The sequence below is a fragment of the Pseudarthrobacter sp. TE3704 genome, from assembly GCF_056279405.1.
On record NZ_JBWCCJ010000009.1, the window covers coordinates 16,776 to 37,591 of the forward strand.

The window sequence follows — 20,816 nt, forward strand, 5'->3', positions numbered from 1 at the left end:
CGGCCTTTGTCAGACCCTCTTGCTAGGTTTAAATCACGGCCAGGGGAACCGTCCCCAGGCCGCTGATGACGGTCCGGATGTCAATGGGGAGGCCCAGTGTTTCTGCTCGAAGCTGCCGGCGCTGATGCCGGTGCGCCGCCGGACCTGGTGTTTTCTGCCAGTGACCTGGTGGCCGCCAGCGAGTGCGAGTACCGCACGCTCCGGATCCTGGACGAAAAGCTGGGCCGGGCGCCTAAGGCAGAATTTCCGGCGGACGAGATGCAGGCCCGCGCCGGCGTCCTGGGCGACAAGCATGAGGCAACCGTACTGGCCAGCCTGATCGCCAAGTATGGCGAGTGGGATGCCAGCCGTGGTGCGGGCGTCTACTCGCTGGAACGTGGCCCGAACCTCCGTGGCGAACTCCAGGCCAAGCACGCGGAAACCGAGCTGGCGCTGCGGTCCGGGGTGGACGTCGTGTTCCAGGCCACCTTCTTCGATGGCGAATTCCTGGGCTACGCCGACTTCCTGGTAAACGAGGCCGCAGGCACCAAAAATCTGGGCCGTTACGAGGTGTGGGACACCAAGCTCGCCCGGCACGCCAAGGTGGGCGCCCTGCTGCAGCTCGCCGCCTACGGCGACCAACTCCTGGGAATGGGTCTGGAGCCCTCCCCCGTCGCCACCCTGGTGCTGGGCACCAGGGTCGGTGAAGACTGGCTCCGCAGCAGCCATTCCCTTCCGGACCTGCTGCCCGTTTTCTACGAACGACGCCGGCGCTTCCGCCACCTCACTGCGCAACACCGCCAGGCCGATGCACCCGTGGAGTGGCAGCAGCCAGGCATTGTCCACTGCGGCCGCTGCGACTACTGCGGGGAGCAGGTTCAGGTCCACCGCGACCTGCTGATGGTTGCCGGCATGTCCGTGGTGCAGCGCAGGAAGCTGCGCGCCGCCGGCATTACCACCATCGAGCAGCTCGCCGGGATGCCTGCCGGGGAGGCGCACAACTCGGTGGTCCGGCTCCGCGCCCAGGCCCGGATGCAGCTGGGCCTGGATGCGGCCGCAGGGTCCCGGACGTTCAGCAAGGACGGCGAGCCGCACACTGTTTCCTACACGGTTCTGCCGGACAACACCATCGGCTCCCTTCCTCCGCCCAGCCAGGGCGACATCTTTTTCGACTTCGAGGGCGATCCGCTGTGGCAGGACCCCGCCACGGGCGTGTGGGGCATCGAGTACCTGTTCGGTGTGATCGAGGCGCCGGTGCCCGGCGCCGGCGGTGATCCTGTCTTCCGCCCGTTCTGGGCGCACTCACGGCAGGGGGAACGCCGCGCCTTTCTGGACTTCCTGGAGTACGTGGAGGAGCGCCGCGCCCGGTACCCGGACATGCACGTCTACCACTACGCGCCGTACGAGAAAACGGCGCTGCGGAACCTTTCGCTGGCCCATCAGGCAGGTGAGGACACCGTGGACGAGTGGCTGCGGCAGGGCCTGCTGGTGGACCTGTACGCCACGGTGCGGCATTCGCTGCGGATCTCCGAGGCCTCCTACTCCATCAAGAAGCTGGAACCGTTGTACATGGGTGACAACCTGCGTTCCGGGGACGTCAAGGACGCCGGCGCATCGGTGGTGGCCTACGCGGCGTACTGCGCGGCCAGGGACGCCGGCAACCAGGCCGAGGCTGACCGGATCCTCACCTCCATCTCGGACTACAACCGCTACGACTGCCTGTCCACCCTCCGGCTCCGGGGCTGGCTCCTGGACATCGGGGGCGGGCCGGCCATGAACGCTGCCGCTCCGGCTGGGAGCGTCGTGGCAGCCGATACGGCTGGCACGCTGGGCGGGCGGGAACGTTCTGCCGGGCGGGATCGTACCGCGGCACCTGATGAGACACCGGAGGAGGCCAGGCTCCGCAAGTACCTGGCCGGACTGCCGGACACCCGGCCCTGGACGGACGACGAACGGGCCATCGCCATGGTGGCAGCAGCCACCGGCTACCACCGCCGCGAACGGAAGCAGTTCTGGTGGCAGCACTTTGACCGCGTTGAAGCTCCCCTCGAAAGCTGGTCCGACCAGCGGAACGTCTTCGTTGTGCAGTCCGCCGAGGTCGCCTCGGACTGGGCGCTGGCCAAGCCCCGGGAACGGATGCGCACCCGGGTCCTGCGGCTGCGCGGCACCATGACGGAGGGCTCGGATTTCCGGGCTGACTCAAGCTGGTGCCGGCTGTACGACGCACCGGCGCCGGACGGCATGGCTGCCCCCGACGCCGCACCCGGCGCAAGGGCCTACACCTTCGGCACCAAAATCAGCGAGCTCTCACCGGCGCCGGACAATCCCGAGCACACCGAGATCATCATTGCGGAACGTGAGTCGGGCAAGGTGGCTGCCTACCCGCACCTCCCCGTGGCCCTGACGGAGGACCAGCCTTTGGCCACCGCCAGCATCGAAGCCGCCATCGCGGAGGTCGCCGGCGCCGTGGGCGCGTCGGTGCCTGCGCTGCCCGCACATCCCGGCCTGGACATCCTGCGCAAGCAGCCGCCGCGGTTCCGTGCCCTGCCGGGCCCGGTGGCGGTCCGTCACCGTGACGACGGCTCTGCTGATTACGCCGCCGCAATCGCCGGATCCCTGCGGGACCTTGACCGCTCCTACCTCGCCGTCCAGGGACCTCCGGGAACCGGCAAGACGTTCGTCGGCGCCCACGTCATCGGCCAGCTCGTGGCCGAGGGCTGGAAGATCGGCGTCGTAGCCCAGTCCCACAACGTGGTGGAGAACCTGCTGTGCCGGGCGATCGATACTGGCGGCGTGGATCCTGCCATCGTGTGCAAGAAGCTGGCTGCACCCCACGACGTGCCGTGGAGTTTGACGGCCGACGGCGACGTGGCCCGCCTGCTGTCATCCCCCGGCGGGTGCCTGGTGGGCGGGACCGCGTGGACCATGACCGGGAAGGAGGTCCCGGCCGGCTCACTGGATCTGCTGGTGATCGACGAGGCGGGACAGTTTTCGCTGGCCAACACGCTGGCCGTGTCCCGTGCCGCCAAGAGGCTGCTCCTGCTCGGGGACCCCCAGCAACTCCCGCAGGTGACGCAGGGCGCGCACCCCGAGCCGGTGGACGAGTCTGCGCTGGGGTGGCTGGCGGCCGGGCACGCTACCCTCCCCGCACTGCTGGGCTACTTCCTGGCCGACAGCTGGCGGATGCACCCGGAGCTGTGCTCTGCCGTGTCCCGGCTCAGTTACGAAGGGAAGCTCCAGTCGGCACCGGCAGCGTCACTACGCGAGCTGGAGGGGCTGCCGCCCGGGGTCGAAAGCGTATTCGTGGACCACACCGGCAACACCACGGGTTCCAAGGAGGAAGCGGCCGAGGTGGTCCGGCAGGCCAGGCGGCATCTTGGCCTGAAGTGGGTTCCGGGTGCTGGCAGCGACGCGCGGCCGCTGGAGCAGCAGGACCTGCTGGTGGTGGCCGCGTACAACGCCCAGGTGCACCTGATCCGGAAAGCGCTGGAAGAAGCGGGCCTTCCCGATATCCGCGTGGGGACGGTGGACAAGTTCCAGGGCCAGGAGGCGCCGGTGGTGCTGGTCTCCATGGCGTGTTCGGCCGTGGCTGAGGCTCCCCGCGGGGCCGAGTTCCTGTTGAACCGGAACCGGATCAATGTGGCGGTATCGCGGGGGCAGTGGCGGGCGGTCATCATCCGCTCCCCCGAGCTCACCAGCTACATGCCGCACAAACCTGCGGCTTTGGAGGAGCTGGGTGCGTTCATCGGCCTGAGCCCGCGCGAGTAGGGCATCAGCGGGCGTTGAATCCGCGGAAGCGTCCCTCCGCTGCGGACAGCTCGTTGTCCACCCGCTCCACCCTGCCGGGGGTGCGGCCGGAGTTCAACCAGTCCAGGAGGTCCCGGATCTGCGGCTCGGGACCTTCGGCAACCACGGCCACCGAACCGTCGTCGAGGTTTTTCACTTCACCGGTCAGGCCCAGTTCCTCGGCTTTGCCCATGGTCCAGAAGCGGAAGCCGACTCCCTGCACCACGCCGAACACTCGCGCGTCCAGCCGGACCGAATCCGTTGCCGACCCGTCGTGCCCGGCCATAATGCCCTCCTCGATGAACTGCCGTCCAACCCAACCAAGTAGCGGTAACTGTCGTTTTGAGGCATCAGAACGACAGTTGACGCTACCTGGTTGGGCGGGGACGGGCTCTAGTTGATGGTGATGTCGCGGGTGGCGTGGTTGTAGCGGATGGTGACCGTGCCGCCGTTGTGGTGCAGCTCGTGGTTGGGGCCATCGAACGCGCCGTAGGCACCGTAGTTCTCGTCCCAGGAGCGGTTCAGCGCAATCTTGAAAGTGTAGAAGCCGGCGGGCAGTTCGGCGCTCTTCTTCCAAAGCTGGTCCAGGAAGTCGAACTCCATCTGGGCTTCGTCGTACTGCGGGGCCCAGTTCTCCGGCGCACCCAGGATGGTGTTGAAGTCGCCGGCCACAGCCACGGCTTCGGGCTGCGGGTGGGTCTCGACGTCCGGGCCCTCGAACGGCTCGGCGGCGGCATCGGCGGCCGTATCCTTGGCGGGAGCCTTGGTCTTGCGGACGGCCTTGACCACCGGCTCGACGGCGTCCTCGAGTACCTTCGCTGCCTTGCCCACGGCGGCGGCTGCCTTCTTGGCGGGAGTCTTGCGGGCCGTCTTCTTGGCGGTTTCTTCCTTGGCCGGAACCTCCAGCGTGGCCGCGGCAGCGGAGACCGGCCGGACGAACCCTGCGGGAGCGGTGGGGACCGGGGTGTCGGCAGGAACGGGAGTGCCGGCGTCGAGCGCGGTGGCGAAGGACACCGGGTCGGGGTAGGCAACGGTGGCGCGCATGCCGTCCTCGGTGATGGTCCAGCCGGAGCGGCCCTTCACCAGCCAGCCGGCCTTGACCAGTTTCGCGGTTGCGGAGGTGAGCGTCTTGTGTCCGCGGGGAATGCCGCCGCTGAGCAGTTCCGCCTCATGCTCGTTGAACGGCACGCGGGCCGTCGCTTCCGCGAGGACCTGGCCCGCGTTCAGTGCATCGCCTGACCACACGCCTTCGGTCAGGACATCCAAAACGGTCTTGAGACGAAGGAAGGTGTTTTCTGCGGTGGACTTGGCCATGATTCCCCTTTTATGAAAGCGATCGGTCTTAGGCATCTTGCCAACTGCCGATTAAATCGCGCGACTTTAATTGGTTAACTCTGCGTGTCGTGACCGACTATGAAGCGGATATCGCCACAAGTGAGGCGGAGGTCTCGGGTAAGGGCTGACTGCACAACCCTCTCAGCGCTGGTACGGGTGCCGCCCTGCACTCCCCAGACACGCCTGCGGCACCCAGTTTAGCGGGACAATGGCGCACTTGTTGCCTCGGACACAGGACGGTCAGGGCGTGACGTCCTGGCCGTTCAATTCCGCCAGCAGCTCGGCCTTCCGCTCTTCCGACGCAAAGGACGAGTGGATGGAGTTCGCGGCCAGGCGCGCCTTGTCGAATTCTGACAGCTCGAACACCGCCTCGAGCTGGGCAAAGTTGTCGTCCACGTAACCTCCGAAGTAGGCGGGATCGTCGGAGTTGACGGACACATTGAGACCGGCGGCGAGCATTGCCGGCAGCGGGTGGTCCGCCAAAGTATCGACGGCGCGGAGCCTCACGTTGGACAGCGGGCACACGGTGAGCGGGATCCGCGCATCCACCAGGCGCTCCACCAGTTCCGGATCCTCCATGCAGCGGATGCCGTGGTCGATGCGCTCCACGCCAAGGACGTCCAGCGCCTCGGTGATGTACGACGCCGGCCCCTCCTCGCCCGCATGGGCCGTCAGCCGCAGGCCTGCTTCGCGAGCCTTTGCATAGAGGCGTTCAAACTTCGCCGGCGGGTTGCCGACCTCGGCCGAATCAAGGCCGATGGCTCCAATGGGCGCATCCATGGCCAGCAGGCCGTCCAGGACCTCCAGCGCCGAGTCCTCGGGAAGGTCACGCAGGAAGGCGGCGATCAGCATGGTGGACATGCCAAAGTCCTCCTGCGATGTGGCCAGCACCGATGCCACACCGTTGACGCAGGTTTCCAATGGGATTCCGCGCGAAAGGTGCGCCTGCGGGTCCATCATGATTTCTGCGTGGCGCACACCGGCAGCAGCGGCCCGCTCCAGATAGGAGTGCGTCATCGCCGCGAAGTCCTCTTCGGTCTGCAGCACCGCCATATTGGCGTAGTACAGGTCCAGGAAGGACTGCAGGTCGGTGAATTCGTACCTTTCCCGGAGTTCGTCCAGCCCGGAATACGGCAGCTGGATGCCGTTGCGCTCCGCCAGCGCGAAGATCAGCTCCGGCTGCAGGGTCCCTTCAATGTGCAGGTGCAGTTCGGCCACGGGAAGGATCCGGGCCGGGACGGCAGGCCCGGTTTCATCCGCTTCAATGTCAGGCACGGCGCTGCCGGCCGCAAAGTTTTCCATCGGGTCAGGATAATGCCCTGCGGCGGATTCACCACTAGAGTCGAGCGAATGCAGAACGCCACGCACGCTGATGACCTGCAGTACCCGGCTCCCACCTCCGCGGCCGACGGCTTTGTCCGGGTCCGCGGCGCCCGCGAAAACAACCTTCGCAACGTGGACGTGGACGTCCCGCGCGATGCGATCGTGGCGTTCACGGGAGTTTCCGGGTCCGGCAAGTCATCCTTGGCCTTCGGCACGATCTATGCCGAAGCGCAGCGCCGCTACTTCGAGTCCGTGGCCCCGTATGCCCGGCGCCTGATCCAGCAGGGGCACAACCCCAAGGTGGAGCTGATCACGGGGCTGCCTCCCGCCGTCGCACTTCAACAGCGCCGCGGCGCCCCCAGCAGCAGGTCCACCGTCGGCACCGTCACCACGCTCTCAAACTCCCTGCGCATGCTCTTCTCCCGCGCCGGGACCTACCCGTCCGGCAGCACCCAGCTGGACTCGGACGCCTTCTCGCCCAACACCGCAGCAGGTGCATGCCGGGAATGCCACGGCCTGGGCGTCGCACACACCGTCACGGAATCGTCGCTGGTTCCCGACCCGTCGCTGAGCATCCGTGACGGCGCCATCGCGGCCTGGCCCGGCGCGTGGCAGGGCAAAAACCTGCGGGACATCCTCACCCACCTGGGCTACGACGTCGACGTCCCGTGGCACAAGCTGCCCAAGAAGCAACGCGACTGGATCCTCTTTACCGAGGAGCAGCCCGTGGTGGAGGTGACTCCGCAGCGCGACAGGGTGGCCAAACCCTACAAGGGGCGGTTTTGGAGTGCCCGCAGCTATGTCCTGCATACCTTGGCGGATTCCCAGAGCGCGTCCATGCGTGAACGGGTCCTGGCCTACATGGAATCCGGCCCATGCCCGCTCTGCTCAGGCACGGGGCTGACCCCGGAGGCGCTTGCCGTCACATTCGCGGGCAGGACCATTGCGGAGCTCAACCGGCTCCCGATGGCGGAGCTTGCGGACATCGTGCGGCCCACCGCTGAACTGAACGACGCCGGCACGGCCTCCCGCACGCAGCTTTCCGGGGAGTCCAACGAGGTAGCCGTAGCCATCACCCGGGACCTCCTGCGGCGCCTCACGGTCCTCGTGGACCTAGGCCTCGGATACCTCGCGCTGGGCCGTGCCACGCCCACCCTCTCACCGGGCGAGATGCAGCGGCTCCGGATTGCGACGCAGCTTCGCTCCGGTCTGTTCGGGGTGATCTACGTATTGGACGAGCCGTCCGCAGGGCTTCATCCGGCCGACGCCGAACCCCTGTTGGACGTGTTGGAGCAGTTGAAAAAATCGGGCAACTCCGTCTTCGTGGTGGAGCACAACATGGACGTGGTCCGCCGGGCCGACTGGCTGGTGGACGTGGGGCCGCGTGCCGGAGAAGGCGGCGGCGAAGTGCTCTACAGCGGACCCGTGGATGGACTGGCTGGCATCGAGGCGTCGGTCACCCGGCCGTTCCTGTTCGACGACGGCGGATTCGTCTCGGCGGGTAGCGGAAGGCCAACCGGAAGTGCCGATGGCGGTTCCGGCCGTGTTTCCGGCAGCAGTTCCGGAATGGTGCGGGAGCCTAAAGAATGGCTGGAGTTGAAGGACGTCAGCCGGCACAACCTGCGGGGACTGGACGCACGTTTTCCCCTGGGGGTCCTCACGGCGGTCACCGGTGTTTCCGGGTCCGGGAAGTCGACTCTTGTTGGACGGGCGCTTGCCGGGCTGGTGGGCTCCGGCCTCAAGACCCCGCTTGAGCAGGACGCAGCAGCGGAGCCCGCCGCCACGGGAAGCGTTACCGGGGGTGAACGCATTGACCGCCTGGTCACGGTGGACCAGAAGCCGATCGGGCGGACCCCGCGCTCCAACCTGGCAACGTACACCGGGCTTTTTGATGCTGTGCGCAAGGAATTTGCCGCGACCGGCCAGGCCAGGGAACGTGGCTTCGGCGCCGGCAGGTTCTCCTTCAACGTGGCAGGCGGGCGCTGCGAAACCTGCCAGGGCGAAGGGTTTGTCGCCGTCGAACTGCTCTTCCTGCCCGGCAGCTACGGCCCGTGCCCGGAGTGCGGCGGATCCCGCTACAACCCGGAGACGCTGGAGGTGCGGTACCGCGGCAGGAACGTTGCCGACGTGCTGGCCATGACCGTGGACGCCGCTGCGGAGTTCCTGGCTGATGTGCCGGCTGCGGCGCGGAGCCTGAAAAGCCTCCAGGACGTGGGGCTTGGGTACCTGCGGCTGGGGCAGCCTGCCACGGAACTCTCAGGTGGTGAAGCCCAGCGCATCAAACTCGCCACCGAACTGCAGCGGGCCCAGCGCGGGCACACCCTGTACCTGCTGGATGAGCCCACCACCGGCCTGCATCCCGCCGATGTACAGCTGCTGATGGCACAGCTGCACGGCCTGGTGGATGCGGGCAACTCCGTGGTGGTTGTTGAGCACGACATGTCAGTGGTGGCAGGGGCGGATTGGGTCATCGATCTGGGCCCTTCCGGTGGCGACAAGGGCGGGCGCATCGTGGCAACCGGGACCCCCGAACAGGTAGCGCGTTCGGGCGGCAGTCGGACTGCGCCCTACCTCGCGGCAGCCCTCAATCAGGGTTCCACCAGCGAATACTCAGGAAAATCTCGATTTGATAACGCCGCTGTGATGTCCTAGCGTGAAATGTATGCCCGCCAAAGTGGGCGCATGAATGCCCGGTGCTGCCTCCACCAGAACTGCCCAGCGGCAGCCACCGAAGTTGACCTCTATTTGTCAGGGGCGGGCAGTGGCGCGACGATCTCCGGGGACGGAACCAGCGCCGGTGGCCTTCAGGAGCATCACCATAATGAAAAACACAACCTTCCGTACTGCCGCACGCCGTGGAGCTACCGTGGCCGTGATCTCAGCAGCAGGCCTTGCACTCTCCGGCACCGCCGCCAACGCGACCACCAGCACCTCCACATGGGACGCCCTGGCACAGTGTGAAAGCGGCGGCAACTGGGCAACCAACACCGGAAACGGCTACTCCGGCGGCCTGCAGTTCAGTGCCAGCACCTGGTCCGCATACGGCGGCACCGGTTCACCGGCGGACGCGAGCCGTGAGCAGCAGATCGCCGTAGCCGAGCAGGTCCAGGCTTCGCAGGGCTGGGGAGCATGGCCCTCCTGCTCTGCTCAGCTGGGCCTGAGCGGGGGCGCCACCGGGACTGCACCGGTTCAGCAGGCGCCCGTCCAGCAGGCGCCCGTCCAGCAGGCGCCCGTCCAGCAGGTCCAGAGCGCGCCGGTCCTTACAGCTCCTGTTACCCAGGCACCCGCCGCCAAGCATGCCAGGGCAGTTGCCCTGAGCGGGGAAACCTACACGCTGGAGGCCGGCGACACCCTGAGCATGGTGGCCGAAAAGCTGGGCATCCAGGGCGGTTGGCAGCATCTCGCTGATGCCAACCTGGACACCATCTCCGATCCCAACCTCGTCTTCGAGGGACAGGTCATCCAGCTTCCGCTATAAAAGCTGTGCCGCAGCTGCCCGCCAGCTGCAAAAGCCCTCACGGGCCCTATGAACAGGTCGGCGATAGACAAATTCCGTTGACCAAAAACGACGCCGGCACTCCCCCATAAGGGGAGTGCCGGCGTCGTTCTCTAATCCAGCCTGCCGTACGTCAACGCGTGGCGGGCAAGCCAGCTGTCAGCTGGCGGGAATCTCGCGGACGATCCGCACCTTCCAAGCGTGTTCGTCGCTGGTGTCCAGCAGTGCGACGGTGCCGTGGGCCAGGTTCAAGGCGACGCGCTTGGCTGCAAGCAGCTCGAGGTAGAGGTGCTCGTTCATCCTGGCGGGGGTGTCGATCATGTACTTCACGGCGTCACGGACCTTGCGGTAGTTGGCGCTGCGTTCGCGGTGCATGTGCAGTTCAAGGGCGGACTGCTGGCGGAGCCGGGGTTCGTGCCGGTTCAACAGGGTGACGGCGGTGTGCACGCCAACCACGAGGACAAGCGAAACCACGTAGATCCACCATCCGCTGGACAGCAGGAACAGCGGCAGGTTGCCGATGGCCACGAGCGCGATCACCACCCGGAGGGCAGCGATGCGGCGCACAGTCTTGGCGACGGCGGCCACGCCGTCACGGAAGCGGTGCTGCTCCTTGCGCGCGGCGGCAGGATCGATGGTGAACTCATCAAGGACCAGGATGCCCTTTGCTTCCGGACTCAGCATCTGCCCGTAACGGGGAACGCTGGGGGAGGTGATTCCGGTGGTTACTTCGGGTGTTAATGTCATGAGAGGGCTTCCAGAACGCGGGGTGGGTTGCGGACACCTTAGTGGTTTTAACTCCCCTATGTATGCATAGGTCCACTATCTGGACATCCGGAGCGCCCGGGCTGTGGTCCCCGGCACTGCAATTGGAACATCCGCCGGGTGCCGTCAGACTGAATGGATGCAAACCTTCCTCCCGTACCCTGATTTCCGGCAGAGCGCCGAAGCATTGGACACCGCCCGGCTTGGCAAGCAGCGGGTCGAGGCACTCCAGACGCTCCGCGCCCTGGTCATTCCCGGATACGGCTGGCAGACCCACCCGGCAATCCGCATGTGGATGGGCTACGTGCCGGCGCTGACCATGTATGGGCTGGCCATGGTTGACGAATGGACCAAGCGGGGCCACCCGGACAACACCCGAGCTAACATCATGGAGTTCGCCCCGCAGGCGGCCCACCCGGATTACGCCTCAAAGATTCCCATGCCGCCGTGGCTCGGCGACACGGACTTCCACCTCAGCCACCGCTCCAAGCTGGTGCGCAAGGAGCCGAAGTTCTACACCTCCCTCTTTGCGGACGCGATTCCCGAGATGGACTACGTCTGGCCCGAGCCGAAGCACGAGTTCCTGCCGCAGGAGCCGGAGGGTGACATCCTGTGGATCCTGCGCGATCCCCATGACGACGTCGATCCCCAGACGTTGACCACGGTCGCCCTTCCGCCCGTGAGCGGCAGCATCTCCGCCGCGGCGGGCATGGGCGACGACTACTCCCCGGTGTATATCGACGACGGGTCCCGCCGCCCCTCGCGCCAGCCCCGGAAGGCGCCGCCCAAGCAGCAGGTGAAGAAGCCCACCCGCAAGCGCCTGGCGCAGGAGGAGGCCTTCTCCACTCTTCCAGGAAAGACGCCGGTGGCGGTCCCGTTCGAGCATGGAGCGAAGTTTGCCGTAGGCCAGGTGGTGGGCCGTCCCATCACCCTGGAGGACGGCAGGTTCGGCCGCAACTTCACCGTTACGGAGATCATCGACCGGTCCGCTTTTGCCTACCCGGCTCTTCTGCAGGATCCCCGCGTGTTCTTCCCGGTGGAAGCCCCGTAGCCGCATGACCATCCTCCTGGCAGGCTGCGGCGACCTCGGAACAGAAGCAGGTCTGCGGTTCGCCGCCTTGGGCCATGATGTGGTGGGCTGGCGCCGCTCTCCTGCCAAGCTGCCGCCCGCCATCAAAGGTGTGGCGGCTGACTTGAGCGCTCCGGAGCTGCCACCTGTCCCGGCGGACACCTCCGCCGTCGTCATCGCCGTGGCAGCGGACTCGCCGTCCGAGGACGACTACCGTGCGGCGTACCTTGGCGGGGTAATGCACGTCCTGGACGCTTTGGAGCGCGACGGCGTCAAGCCCCAGCGGGTGCTTTTTGTCTCCTCGACGGCCGTATACGGGAACGCCGACGGTGGCTGGGTGGATGAAAATACTGCACCTGCGCCGGCCGGGTTCTCAGGCCGTGTCCTTGTCGAGGCGGAGGAGCTTCTCCGGTCCCGGCTGGCGGGAACTGCCACCGCGGCCGTGTCCCTCCGGCTGGGCGGCATCTATGGTCCCGGCCGGACTCGCCTGATCGACCAGGTGCGCAGCGGGTCGGCCGTTGTTCCCGACGACCTCCGCTACACCAACCGCATCCACCGTGACGACGCTGCGGCCACTATTGTCCATCTGACCACCATGGCCGCTTCTCCGGAGTCTGTTTATGTGGGAGTGGACAATGATCCGGCCGACCTTGGCACCGTGCTGCGCTTCCTGGCCGCTGAGATGGGCCTCGCCGCGCCCACCGTGGGTGATGCGGGACCCGCGCGCGGCGGCAACAAGCGCTGCCGAAACGACCTCCTGCGAAGCACCGGTTTCAGCCTTACGTTCCCGTCTTTCAGGGAAGGCTACCGGGACATCCTTGCGGGAAACGGCGTCCGCCACCCGTAGCCGACATCGCTAACTCGGTTCCAGCGTTTAGGCTGGCTGCTCAGGGGTTCGGTCAGGGTTCGGGTCACACTTCAGAGCAATGTGAGGCAGGAAAACCATGGATTTTCGGCACATCATCGAGACGGTCGGGGAGTTTGTTGATTTCGCCGGAGTCGCTGTCATGGTGATCGGTGCCCTGGTGTCCATTCCGCTCGCATTCCGGGGGTATCAGCCGCGGAAGGTGCGCGCCGGCGGGGAGAAGCTGACCTTCTACCGGCTGTACCGGCAGCTGTTGGGCAGGTCCATCCTGTTGGGGCTCGAACTGCTGGTGGCCGCCGACATCATCCGCACCGTCGCTGTCACGCCCACCTTCGAAAGCGTAGGAGTTCTGGCGATTATTGTGCTGATCCGGACATTCCTGAGCTTTTCGCTCGAGCTTGAGATTACCGGAAAATGGCCGTGGCAGAAGGAGTCCCACGACTCCCACGACTCCCGCGACTCTGCCGAAGCGACGGCGGGATAACAGGGGTAAGCAGGGTCTTTTCTGCTTCAAACTTTCCACTCCTCCCCGTTTTCCACATAGCGGCTTTGGGCTGGATGTTTTGTCCGTGGTAGCTGGCAGAGTTGACCCATGGAGGCCATTGGGGAGCAGCTTGCGGAGTGCGGCGGTCCCGCCGTCGCGCTCCCGCGGGTTCTCCGGCCTGCCGGTGGTTCCCTGCATGACGGGTACGACGGCGACGCCCCGCTGAGGATGCCCGGGCGCCTTCACGCCGTCCCGGCCAAGCCGGCCGCTGACATTCCTGTTCCTGACGCACACCCCTGCCCCTGCGCCGGCCCGACTGCATCCGAACCTGACCCCGGCAACGCTGCAACGGAATCCAAAACCGCCCCTTTTTCGGCATCCGCTGGCACCGGGACATACGGGTCACCGATTGCAGCCGATCCCACCCCTGCGCCCATCGTCGAGGATCCGCTTGTCCTGGGTGGGATCGGAAGGCTGCTGGCCGCGGCTGCTGTTGCCGCCCGCGATGAGCTGGCCAGGGCGGACTATGTTTCAGCGGCCAATTTCGCCGGGCAGGTCGAGGACCTGTCCCGGACCGTAGAGTATCTGCAACTGCTCGCCGCCTCCACCGTGGACCGGACGCGGACACAGGCCATCACCGCCGCGGATGCAGCCCGCACCAGCCAGGCCAGGGCGGGCCGACTTGGGCGGGGTTGGGTGACCGGCTGGGACGCCAATGGTGTCGAGACCCTCAACGAGACCGACGCGAACTGGCCCGCACCTGCCACCAAGGGAGCTATCGAGGAAATTGGCAGGCCGGTGACTTCCCCTGTGGTGACGTCGCCGGCTGATGACGGGTGCAGGAACACCGCCGAGTTCCTCCGGCTCCGGCTCCGGATCCCCCTGCGCGAAGCCCGCCGCCGCCTCACCCTCGCCCACCACACCCTGCCCCGCACCAGCCTCACCGGCGAACCCCTCCCACCGGCACGCGAACACCTCGCCACAGCCCTTACCCCCACCAACATCACCACCGGCGAACCCGCCCACACCACCACTGATCCGGACCTGATCACAGGGCCGGTGCTCTCCTCGCACGCCGCGACCATCATCACCGCCACCCTGGACCGGCTCCAGCACCACACCACCCCCGACACCCTCCACCGGATCGAACAGCACCTCACCACCACCGCCGTCACCGCCGACCCCGACTTCCTCACCCGCCTGGCCCAACGCTGGAACGACACCATCGACGCCGACGGCACCGAACCCACCGAAGAAGCCCTCCGCCACACCCAAGGCGCGTTCATCCGCAAACCCCGCCACGGCCTGCACCGCGTCGAGATCTTCGCCACCACCGACCAATACGAACACCTCCTGACCGTCATGAACACCGCCACCAACCCCCGCACCACCACGCCCAACACCAGCACCACAAACCCCAACCCGCACCAGGACCCCGACCCGGACCCGGACCCGGACCCGGACGAGCGCACCAAGCCGGGCCGGGAGGACAGCGTGGACCTGGAACGCCGCACCCGGGCACAGCAACAACTCGACGGGCTCGTCTCCGCCGTCAAAGCAGCCCTCACCACCAACACCCTGCCCACCACCGGCGGCAACCGCCCCCAAATCATCGCCACCATCAACTACCAAGACCTCCTCCCCCACCCCCACCCCACCAACGGGCCCTGGCCAACCACAGACACAACCACCAGACCCCGCACCACACCAGGCCCCGGGACACCCACAGGTACCAGCGCAAAGGCCGCCAGCACGACGACAGACACCAGCAACACCACCGGCGCCGGCGATGCAACGGGGTTCGGAAAAGAGACAGGTGCCGCCACCGGAGGTAGGGCCGGCAACGAAACCAGTGCCGGAAGGGAAACGGGCACACACACCAGCGCCGGGGCCGGGACTGGGGCGTTCGTGTTCACCGGACCCGTCGCCGCCGCCACCCTGCGCAAAATCGCCTGCGACGCCGACATCATCCCCGCACTCCTGGGCACCAACGGCGAAATCCTCGACCTCGGCCGCAAAACACGCCTCTTCACCCCCGCCCAACGCCTCGCCCTCACCGCCCGCGACCAAGGCTGCACCTTCCCCAACTGCACCATCCCCGCACCCTGGTGCGAAGCCCACCACATCACCTACTGGTCACACGGCGGACCAACCACCACCACCAACGGCGCACTCCTCTGCACACACCACCACCACCTCATCCACAAAGAACAATGGACCATCACCACCACCCACGGCACCCCAACATTCATCCCCCCACCCCACATCGACCCCACCCAAAAACCCCAACAAAACCACTACTTCAAACCCCCACCACCACCCCACCCCAGGGAATAAAGCGGGTGTTTCATGCTGGACGAGCGATTCCAAGGGATCATGAGCAAACGGGTTCGGAGCGGTCTGCCGCAAAGAGCCGCAAAGAAGGGAACCTGCACATGACCGATCCTGTGGACGCAGCAGCCTTGTGGCCTGCCCCTCCTGTGCTGCCCCCGCCCGCCGTCATGGACCAGCGCTGGACTGACGCCATTTTTCTGCACTGGCGGATACGCGAACCGGTGGCTGCCCGTTTTATGCCGGCAGGAGTACAGCCGGACCTCTTTGATGGAACGTCATGGGTGGGCCTTATCGGCTTCCGAATGAAGGAGGCGGGCATCGGCCGCGGCCCCGGAATTCCTTATCTTGGAAGCTTCAATGAGGTCAACGTGCGCCTCTACTCAAGGGAACCGGACGGAACCCGCGGCGTCGTTTTCCTGAGCCTGGACGCGAACCGGCTGCCCGTAGTCCTCGCAGCACGGGCAGCCGAAATACCCTACGTCTGGTCGCGGATAAGCTACCGGAAGCAAACGTCCGGGCGCGCGCCGGAGCGAATCACCGGCTACTCCGTCCGACGATTCAGACAGGGAGCAAACAGCACGTTCAGCGTCATTCCTGACCTCGGGACTCCAGTCGATGACCCGCTGTCCATCCACCTCACTGCAAGGTTCGGCATGCACGGCAGATTCCGAGGCCGGACAATCTACATCCCGAACACCCATGAACCGTGGCCGCTTTACACGGCGCAACTCCATGACCTTCAGGACGACCTGGTGCAGTCGGCAGGCATAAGTGTGAGCGGTCCGCCGGATTCTATCCTCTACTCACCCGGAGTGCGGACCCGGTTCGGCCGGCCCCGCCTGGTAAGACACCGTGGCAAGTAAGACACCGTGGCAAGCTACCCGGGGCTTAGGCGTCCCGCCAGCCGTGTCCTTCGCTGAAGGTCGCCACGAGCGAGCCTACCCCGGGCTGCAACGAGTTGGACGGGTCGAAGTACAGCGACGCCTCGGAAGCGCGGCTGTGGGTGATCAGCTGCTCCGCTTCAAGCTTTGCCTCAAGCACGGTGGCTCCAATGATGCCCGTCCGCGCGGGAAGCTCGGGGGTATGCACCACCTTGGCGTTCGTCTGGGTCAAAGGGATGGTGGTGCCGGAGTTGATCTCATCATGGGGAAACTCAAACTCGGCATCGGGGGACGCGGCAGGAATGGTGTACTCCAGGAAGTAAGTCATGAACCCACCTTTGCAGAAACGCACCATCATCGAAAGTCACCTTTCCCAGCCTGTACCAATTGCGTATTCCCACGTCAGCGCAGCACTCCTATACTGACCGCATGTTGATGTCGCTATGGTTCGGCGTCATAGCATCCAGTGCATTGGTTCTGGGTGCCTTCATTGGTGTCCGGTTTGAACTTCCGAAGCGACTCCTCGCCATGCTTCTGGCGTTCGCCGCCGGAGCGCTGATCACAGCACTGGCCTTCGAACTGTTCGAAGATGCCTATGAACGTGGCGGGATCATCCGGGCAGCCATCGGGCTGATAGGTGGCGCGGTGGTGTTCACGGTCCTCAGCGCCCTGCTGGACCGTTGGGCGCAACCCGGAAAGCAGGAGCAGGCCACGCCTGCGGACGAGTTCCAAGGCAGCGCCAAACTCGATACGGATGCCGCCGCGTCCGATAGAGCTCCCACTTCTGCCTCAACACGGGGAGCGGCAGGGCTGGCTTTGTTGGCCGCGGTGACCCTGGACGGAGTGCCGGAGAACGTTGCCCTGGGTATCGCCCTGGGTGAAGGCACCGGTGGGTTGGCCCTGCTCGCGGCCATCTTTGTCTCCAACTTCCCGGAAGCCCTTGTCGGCTCAGCTTCCATGCGAAGCCAAGGGCGTTCAACCGGCAGTATCCTGGCTCTCTGGCTGGGCTGTGCGGCCTTGCTGGTCGTCGCCGTTGTTGTCGGCGCCGGGCCGCTGTCAGGAACGGACCCGGAGGCCATCTCGATACCGTTGGCATTCGCTGCCGGCGCCGTCATCGCTTCCCTGGCAGACACGCTGATGCCGGAGGCCTACGAACACGGCGGCCCGGCCGTCGCGCTCAGCACCGCCGCAGGGTTCGTGCTCGCATTCGTGTTGTCGCTGGCCTGACCGGCCCCGCCACGGAGAAGCACCGCCACGCCGAAGCACCGCCCACCGAGCAAGCCCGCCACCCAGGAGGGATCACCTCCGCGGCGAGAAGCCGCTACTTACCGAGGCCAGCCTTACGAAGGGCCTCAGCCATTGCCGTATTCACGGGTGCAGGTTTGGGCGACGAGCCCTGTCCCCCAGCGGGGTTACGCGGCTTCTGGCCGCCGGACCGCTGCGGATCCTGTCGGCCGGAACCACCGGACTTCTGTGCACCACCACGCTCCGCGGCTGCCGGCCGTCCGTCCGACCTTCCAGCACCTGACTGTCCGGAACCTGCTCTGCCCGATCCAGGTTGTCCCGAACCCGGCCGTCCGGAGCCGGCCCTTCCCGCACCGCCTCCCCTGGAGCCCTGCCCGCCCGCGGAAGGTTCGTCGTCGAGCCTCAACGTCAGGGAAATCCTCTTGCGCTCCGGGTCCGCCTCCAGAACCTTCACGCGGACCACCTGCCCGGACTTCACTACCTCACGGGGATCGGACACGAAGCGGTTGGCCAGGGCCGAGACGTGGACCAGCCCATCCTGGTGAACGCCCACATCCACAAACGCACCGAAGGCCGCAACGTTGGTCACCGTTCCCTCCAGCACCATCCCCGGCTTCAGGTCGGAAATCTTCTCGATGCCCTCGGAGAACGTCGCCGCAGCAAAGGCAGGGCGCGGGTCGCGTCCCGGTTTGTCCAGCTCGGTGAGGATGTCAGTGACCGTAGGCAGGCCGAATGTGTCATCCACAAAGTTCCGGGGATCCAGTGAAGAAGCCGGCGCTGAGCCGGCCGCAACAAGGATCTTGCGCGCTACAGCGTAAGCTTCCGGGTGCACGCTCGACGCGTCCAGCGGCTCCGCTCCCCCGGTAATCCGCAGGAAGCCGGCGCACTGCTCGAACGCCTTGGCACCCAGCCGCGGCACCTTCTTGAGGTCGGTGCGCTTGGCGAACGGGCCGTTCTGGTTCCGGTAGGCCACGATGTTTTCGCTCAGCAAGGGCCCGACGCCGGCCACCCGGCTCAGGAGCGCGGGCGAGGCGGTGTTGACGTCCACACCCACCGCATTCACGCAGTCCTCCACCACGGCGTCCAGGCTGCGGTCCAGCTTCGATGCCGTCACGTCATGCTGGTACTGGCCCACGCCGATGGATTTGGGGTCGATCTTCACCAGTTCAGCAAGCGGATCCTGCAGGCGCCGGGCGATGGACACCGCCCCGCGCAGGGAAACGTCCATGCCGGGCAATTCGGCGGCCGCGAGCGCGGATGCGGAATACACTGACGCCCCGGCCTCCGACACCACGAGTTTCTGTGGCTTCCGGTCCACGTTGGGCAACCGCTTGATCAGCTCGGCTGCGAGCTTGTCCGTCTCCCTCGACGCCGTACCGTTGCCGATCGCCACAAGTTCGACGGCGTGCTGCCGCGCCAGCCGCTCCAGCGTCGCCAATGCTTCGTCCCACTTCCGGGCCGGGGCATGCGGGTACACCGTATCGGTGGCCACAACCTTGCCGGTGCCGTCCACTACCGCGACCTTTACGCCCGTGCGCAGCCCCGGATCCAAACCAAGCGTGGCGCGGTTTCCCGCAGGGGCGGCCAGCAGGACGTCGCGCAGGTTGGCTGCGAACACCCGGACAGCTTCATCCTCGGCGGCGGTGAACATCCTGCCGCGGAGGTCAGCCGTCAGCCGGGCCAGAACCCGTGACCGCCAGGCCAGCTGCGCGGTCTGCATCAGCCACGCATCGGCGGGACGTCCGCGGTCGGCGACCCCAAGGCACCTTGCCACCGCGGACTCGTACCGCGAGCGCGCGGCGGCCAGGGCGTCGTCGTCCGCGGGATCTGCCTCGGCGAGGTCGAGCTCAAGAACGCCATCCTTTTCCCCGCGCAGCAGAGCGAGGACCCGGTGGGACGGCATGCCGGCGGGTGCCTGGGCGAAGTCGAAGTAGTCGGCGAACTTCTGGCCTTCGGTTTCCTTGCCCTTCTTCACGCGGGACACCATCCGGCCCTGCGTCCACAGCCGCTCGCGGAGGTTGGCGGCGAGGTCCGGGTCCTGCGTCACCCGCTCCACCAAAATGGCTCGGGCACCGGCGAGCGCTGCGGCGGCATCGCCAATGGCGTGTTCGTTGTTCAGGTACTTCGCGGCTTCACGATCGGGGTCGAGGTCCGGCCGCTTCAGCAGGGCATCGGCGAGGGGTTCCAGGCCTGCTTCCCGCGCAATCTGCGCTTTGGTCCGCCGCTTGGATTTGAAGGGCAGGTAGATGTCCTCGAGCCGCGACTTCGTGTCCGCAGCGAGGACCGCCTTCTTCAGCTCGGGGGTCAGCTGGCCTTGCGCTTCGATCGCTTCGAGGACCGAACGACGGCGGTCCGCCAGTTCGCGGAGGTAGCGCAGGCGGTCGTCGAGCTCCCGGAGCTGGGTGTCATCGAGCGTCCCGGTGGCTTCCTTGCGGTACCGGGCGATGAACGGAACCGTTGACCCGCCGTCGAGCAGCTCGACCGCCGCCTTCACCTGCCAGGCCTTCACGCCCAGCTCTTCAGCGATCTGGGCGTAGATGGCGTCGTCCGGCTTTGAGGCAGCAGATGCAAAGGAAGAGGGCGCTTGCGGCAGTTGAGTCACCAGAACATCTTGCCCTACCCGCCTGCCCGGCTCCACTGCCGGTTCCGCCGCGGGGCGCGTTGGCAGCCGTTGCAGGGAGTCCGAATAGTGCCGGGCAAGGGTATTCCGTTCCCGCCCGCAGAGTGCTGTAGTGGAGGTGCCGTCACAGGCACCCACTGCTCAGGGAAGAGGCCGCCATGCGCGAACTGCTTGTTGTGTTTCAGGAGGGGTTCGAGGAAGCCAATGTCACCGTGACGGTCAACGGTAAACAGGCGTGGCGGGAGCTCGGCGTTTCCACCAACCCCATCCTCGGCATAGCGTCCGAGGTTTCCGTGGAGCTGCCGGCGAAGGGCGCCCATGTGGGGGTTGAGGTGACCAACCGCGGCCTAAAGGCGATCACGAAGGTCAGCGGCAAGCCCAAAAGCGTGCTCGTGTCGATCGAAGACGGCAGGCTGGTCATGACAGAAGGGACGGGCCGGGAGGCGGTTTTGTAGCCAGTGTTTCCGCCCTGGAATCTTGTCCCACTTAAGGCCTAGTAAAAGTCCATTCGATGGAGTAGCATCTGATCACCGCCGGCTTCCAGAGGGGCCCGGCGGGCCAAATTAAATAGAAGCCGAAGGTCGTCGGATGGCCTTGGGCTCTCGTTGCCGGTCCCAGCACACCGGCAGCCAAC

The 20,816-nt window shown here is 66.2% G+C and carries 16 protein-coding genes; 10 read left to right on the plus strand and 6 right to left on the minus strand.

The features are described 5' to 3' along the window. The first annotated feature begins 96 nt into the window (after positions 1-96). Positions 97-3,747, plus strand: a complete 3,651-nt coding sequence (locus tag ACZ9BC_RS20100; protein ID WP_476247478.1) for a TM0106 family RecB-like putative nuclease — start codon at positions 97-99, stop codon at positions 3,745-3,747. A 4-nt stretch (positions 3,748-3,751) separates the two neighbouring features. Here ACZ9BC_RS20100 and ACZ9BC_RS20105 read toward each other — a convergent pair whose 3' ends face one another. The 3 genes from ACZ9BC_RS20105 to ACZ9BC_RS20115 form a co-directional block, all read right to left on the minus strand. Then, positions 3,752-4,051, minus strand: a complete 300-nt coding sequence (locus ACZ9BC_RS20105; RefSeq protein WP_476247479.1) for an acylphosphatase — start codon at positions 4,049-4,051, stop codon at positions 3,752-3,754. Positions 4,052-4,158: 107 nt separating this feature from the next. After that, positions 4,159-5,079, minus strand: coding sequence for a pullulanase X25 domain-containing protein (locus ACZ9BC_RS20110; RefSeq protein ID WP_476247480.1), 921 nt, complete (start codon positions 5,077-5,079; stop codon positions 4,159-4,161). A 261-nt stretch (positions 5,080-5,340) separates the two neighbouring features. Next, positions 5,341-6,402, minus strand: a complete 1,062-nt coding sequence (locus ACZ9BC_RS20115; RefSeq protein WP_476247481.1) for an adenosine deaminase — start codon at positions 6,400-6,402, stop codon at positions 5,341-5,343. 48 nt (positions 6,403-6,450) lie between these two features. On the opposite strand from ACZ9BC_RS20115, the gene ACZ9BC_RS20120 reads away from it, so the two are divergent. Further along, a complete protein-coding gene (locus ACZ9BC_RS20120; RefSeq protein WP_476247482.1) occupies positions 6,451-9,075 on the plus strand; it encodes an excinuclease ABC subunit UvrA in 2,625 nt (874 codons plus the stop codon). A 169-nt stretch (positions 9,076-9,244) separates the two neighbouring features. Beyond that, positions 9,245-9,901, plus strand: a complete 657-nt coding sequence (locus ACZ9BC_RS20125; protein ID WP_476247483.1) for a transglycosylase family protein — start codon at positions 9,245-9,247, stop codon at positions 9,899-9,901. Between the two features lie 177 nt (positions 9,902-10,078). Here the strand turns inward: ACZ9BC_RS20125 and ACZ9BC_RS20130 are convergent, their stop codons facing one another. Beyond that, complete coding sequence (locus tag ACZ9BC_RS20130) at positions 10,079-10,666, minus strand: hypothetical protein (RefSeq protein WP_476247484.1); 588 nt, start codon at positions 10,664-10,666, stop codon at positions 10,079-10,081. Positions 10,667-10,823: 157 nt separating this feature from the next. Here ACZ9BC_RS20130 and ACZ9BC_RS20135 point away from each other — a divergent pair, with 157 nt between their 5' ends. From ACZ9BC_RS20135 to ACZ9BC_RS20155, 5 genes are all read left to right on the plus strand, one after another. Then, complete coding sequence (locus ACZ9BC_RS20135) at positions 10,824-11,735, plus strand: MSMEG_6728 family protein (protein ID WP_476247485.1); 912 nt, start codon at positions 10,824-10,826, stop codon at positions 11,733-11,735. A 4-nt stretch (positions 11,736-11,739) separates the two neighbouring features. Then, positions 11,740-12,600 carry an SDR family oxidoreductase gene (locus ACZ9BC_RS20140; RefSeq protein ID WP_476247486.1) on the plus strand — a complete coding sequence of 287 codons (861 nt, stop codon included), beginning with the start codon at positions 11,740-11,742 and terminating at the stop codon, positions 12,598-12,600. 97 nt (positions 12,601-12,697) lie between these two features. Beyond that, positions 12,698-13,102 (plus strand): DUF1622 domain-containing protein, encoded by a 405-nt coding sequence (locus ACZ9BC_RS20145; protein WP_476247487.1) that lies wholly within the window; start codon positions 12,698-12,700, stop codon positions 13,100-13,102. A 108-nt stretch (positions 13,103-13,210) separates the two neighbouring features. Then, the gene (locus ACZ9BC_RS20150) at positions 13,211-15,439 is read left to right on the plus strand and encodes an HNH endonuclease signature motif containing protein (protein ID WP_476247488.1); all 2,229 of its coding nucleotides are present in this window, start codon (positions 13,211-13,213) and stop codon (positions 15,437-15,439) included. Between the two features lie 98 nt (positions 15,440-15,537). Next, positions 15,538-16,299, plus strand: coding sequence for a YqjF family protein (locus ACZ9BC_RS20155; protein ID WP_476247489.1), 762 nt, complete (start codon positions 15,538-15,540; stop codon positions 16,297-16,299). Between the two features lie 25 nt (positions 16,300-16,324). Here ACZ9BC_RS20155 and ACZ9BC_RS20160 read toward each other — a convergent pair whose 3' ends face one another. After that, positions 16,325-16,645: a hypothetical protein gene (locus ACZ9BC_RS20160; RefSeq protein WP_476247490.1), complete on the minus strand. Its 321-nt coding sequence runs from the start codon at positions 16,643-16,645 to the stop codon at positions 16,325-16,327. A gap of 101 nt (positions 16,646-16,746) precedes the next feature. Here ACZ9BC_RS20160 and ACZ9BC_RS20165 point away from each other — a divergent pair, with 101 nt between their 5' ends. Further along, complete coding sequence (locus ACZ9BC_RS20165; RefSeq protein WP_079597768.1) at positions 16,747-17,544, plus strand: ZIP family metal transporter; 798 nt, start codon at positions 16,747-16,749, stop codon at positions 17,542-17,544. A gap of 94 nt (positions 17,545-17,638) precedes the next feature. Here ACZ9BC_RS20165 and ACZ9BC_RS20170 read toward each other — a convergent pair whose 3' ends face one another. Next, positions 17,639-20,164, minus strand: coding sequence for a Tex family protein (locus ACZ9BC_RS20170; protein ID WP_476247491.1), 2,526 nt, complete (start codon positions 20,162-20,164; stop codon positions 17,639-17,641). 176 nt (positions 20,165-20,340) lie between these two features. On the opposite strand from ACZ9BC_RS20170, the gene ACZ9BC_RS20175 reads away from it, so the two are divergent. Then, complete coding sequence (locus ACZ9BC_RS20175; RefSeq protein WP_254865580.1) at positions 20,341-20,637, plus strand: hypothetical protein; 297 nt, start codon at positions 20,341-20,343, stop codon at positions 20,635-20,637. Positions 20,638-20,816 lie beyond the last annotated feature (179 nt).

Coding starts and splice junctions, on each gene's coding strand:
- ACZ9BC_RS20105 (WP_476247479.1), bottom strand. CDS start 4,051: ATGGCCGGGCACGACGGGTCGGCAACGGATTCGGTCCGGCTGGACGCG.
- ACZ9BC_RS20110 (WP_476247480.1), bottom strand. CDS start 5,079: ATGGCCAAGTCCACCGCAGAAAACACCTTCCTTCGTCTCAAGACCGTT.
- ACZ9BC_RS20115 (WP_476247481.1), bottom strand. CDS start 6,402: ATGGAAAACTTTGCGGCCGGCAGCGCCGTGCCTGACATTGAAGCGGAT.
- ACZ9BC_RS20120 (WP_476247482.1), top strand. CDS start 6,451: ATGCAGAACGCCACGCACGCTGATGACCTGCAGTACCCGGCTCCCACC.
- ACZ9BC_RS20125 (WP_476247483.1), top strand. CDS start 9,245: ATGAAAAACACAACCTTCCGTACTGCCGCACGCCGTGGAGCTACCGTG.
- ACZ9BC_RS20130 (WP_476247484.1), bottom strand. CDS start 10,666: ATGACATTAACACCCGAAGTAACCACCGGAATCACCTCCCCCAGCGTT.
- ACZ9BC_RS20135 (WP_476247485.1), top strand. CDS start 10,824: ATGCAAACCTTCCTCCCGTACCCTGATTTCCGGCAGAGCGCCGAAGCA.
- ACZ9BC_RS20140 (WP_476247486.1), top strand. CDS start 11,740: ATGACCATCCTCCTGGCAGGCTGCGGCGACCTCGGAACAGAAGCAGGT.
- ACZ9BC_RS20145 (WP_476247487.1), top strand. CDS start 12,698: ATGGATTTTCGGCACATCATCGAGACGGTCGGGGAGTTTGTTGATTTC.
- ACZ9BC_RS20150 (WP_476247488.1), top strand. CDS start 13,211: ATGGAGGCCATTGGGGAGCAGCTTGCGGAGTGCGGCGGTCCCGCCGTC.
- ACZ9BC_RS20155 (WP_476247489.1), top strand. CDS start 15,538: ATGACCGATCCTGTGGACGCAGCAGCCTTGTGGCCTGCCCCTCCTGTG.
- ACZ9BC_RS20160 (WP_476247490.1), bottom strand. CDS start 16,645: ATGACTTACTTCCTGGAGTACACCATTCCTGCCGCGTCCCCCGATGCC.
- ACZ9BC_RS20165 (WP_079597768.1), top strand. CDS start 16,747: ATGTTGATGTCGCTATGGTTCGGCGTCATAGCATCCAGTGCATTGGTT.
- ACZ9BC_RS20175 (WP_254865580.1), top strand. CDS start 20,341: ATGCGCGAACTGCTTGTTGTGTTTCAGGAGGGGTTCGAGGAAGCCAAT.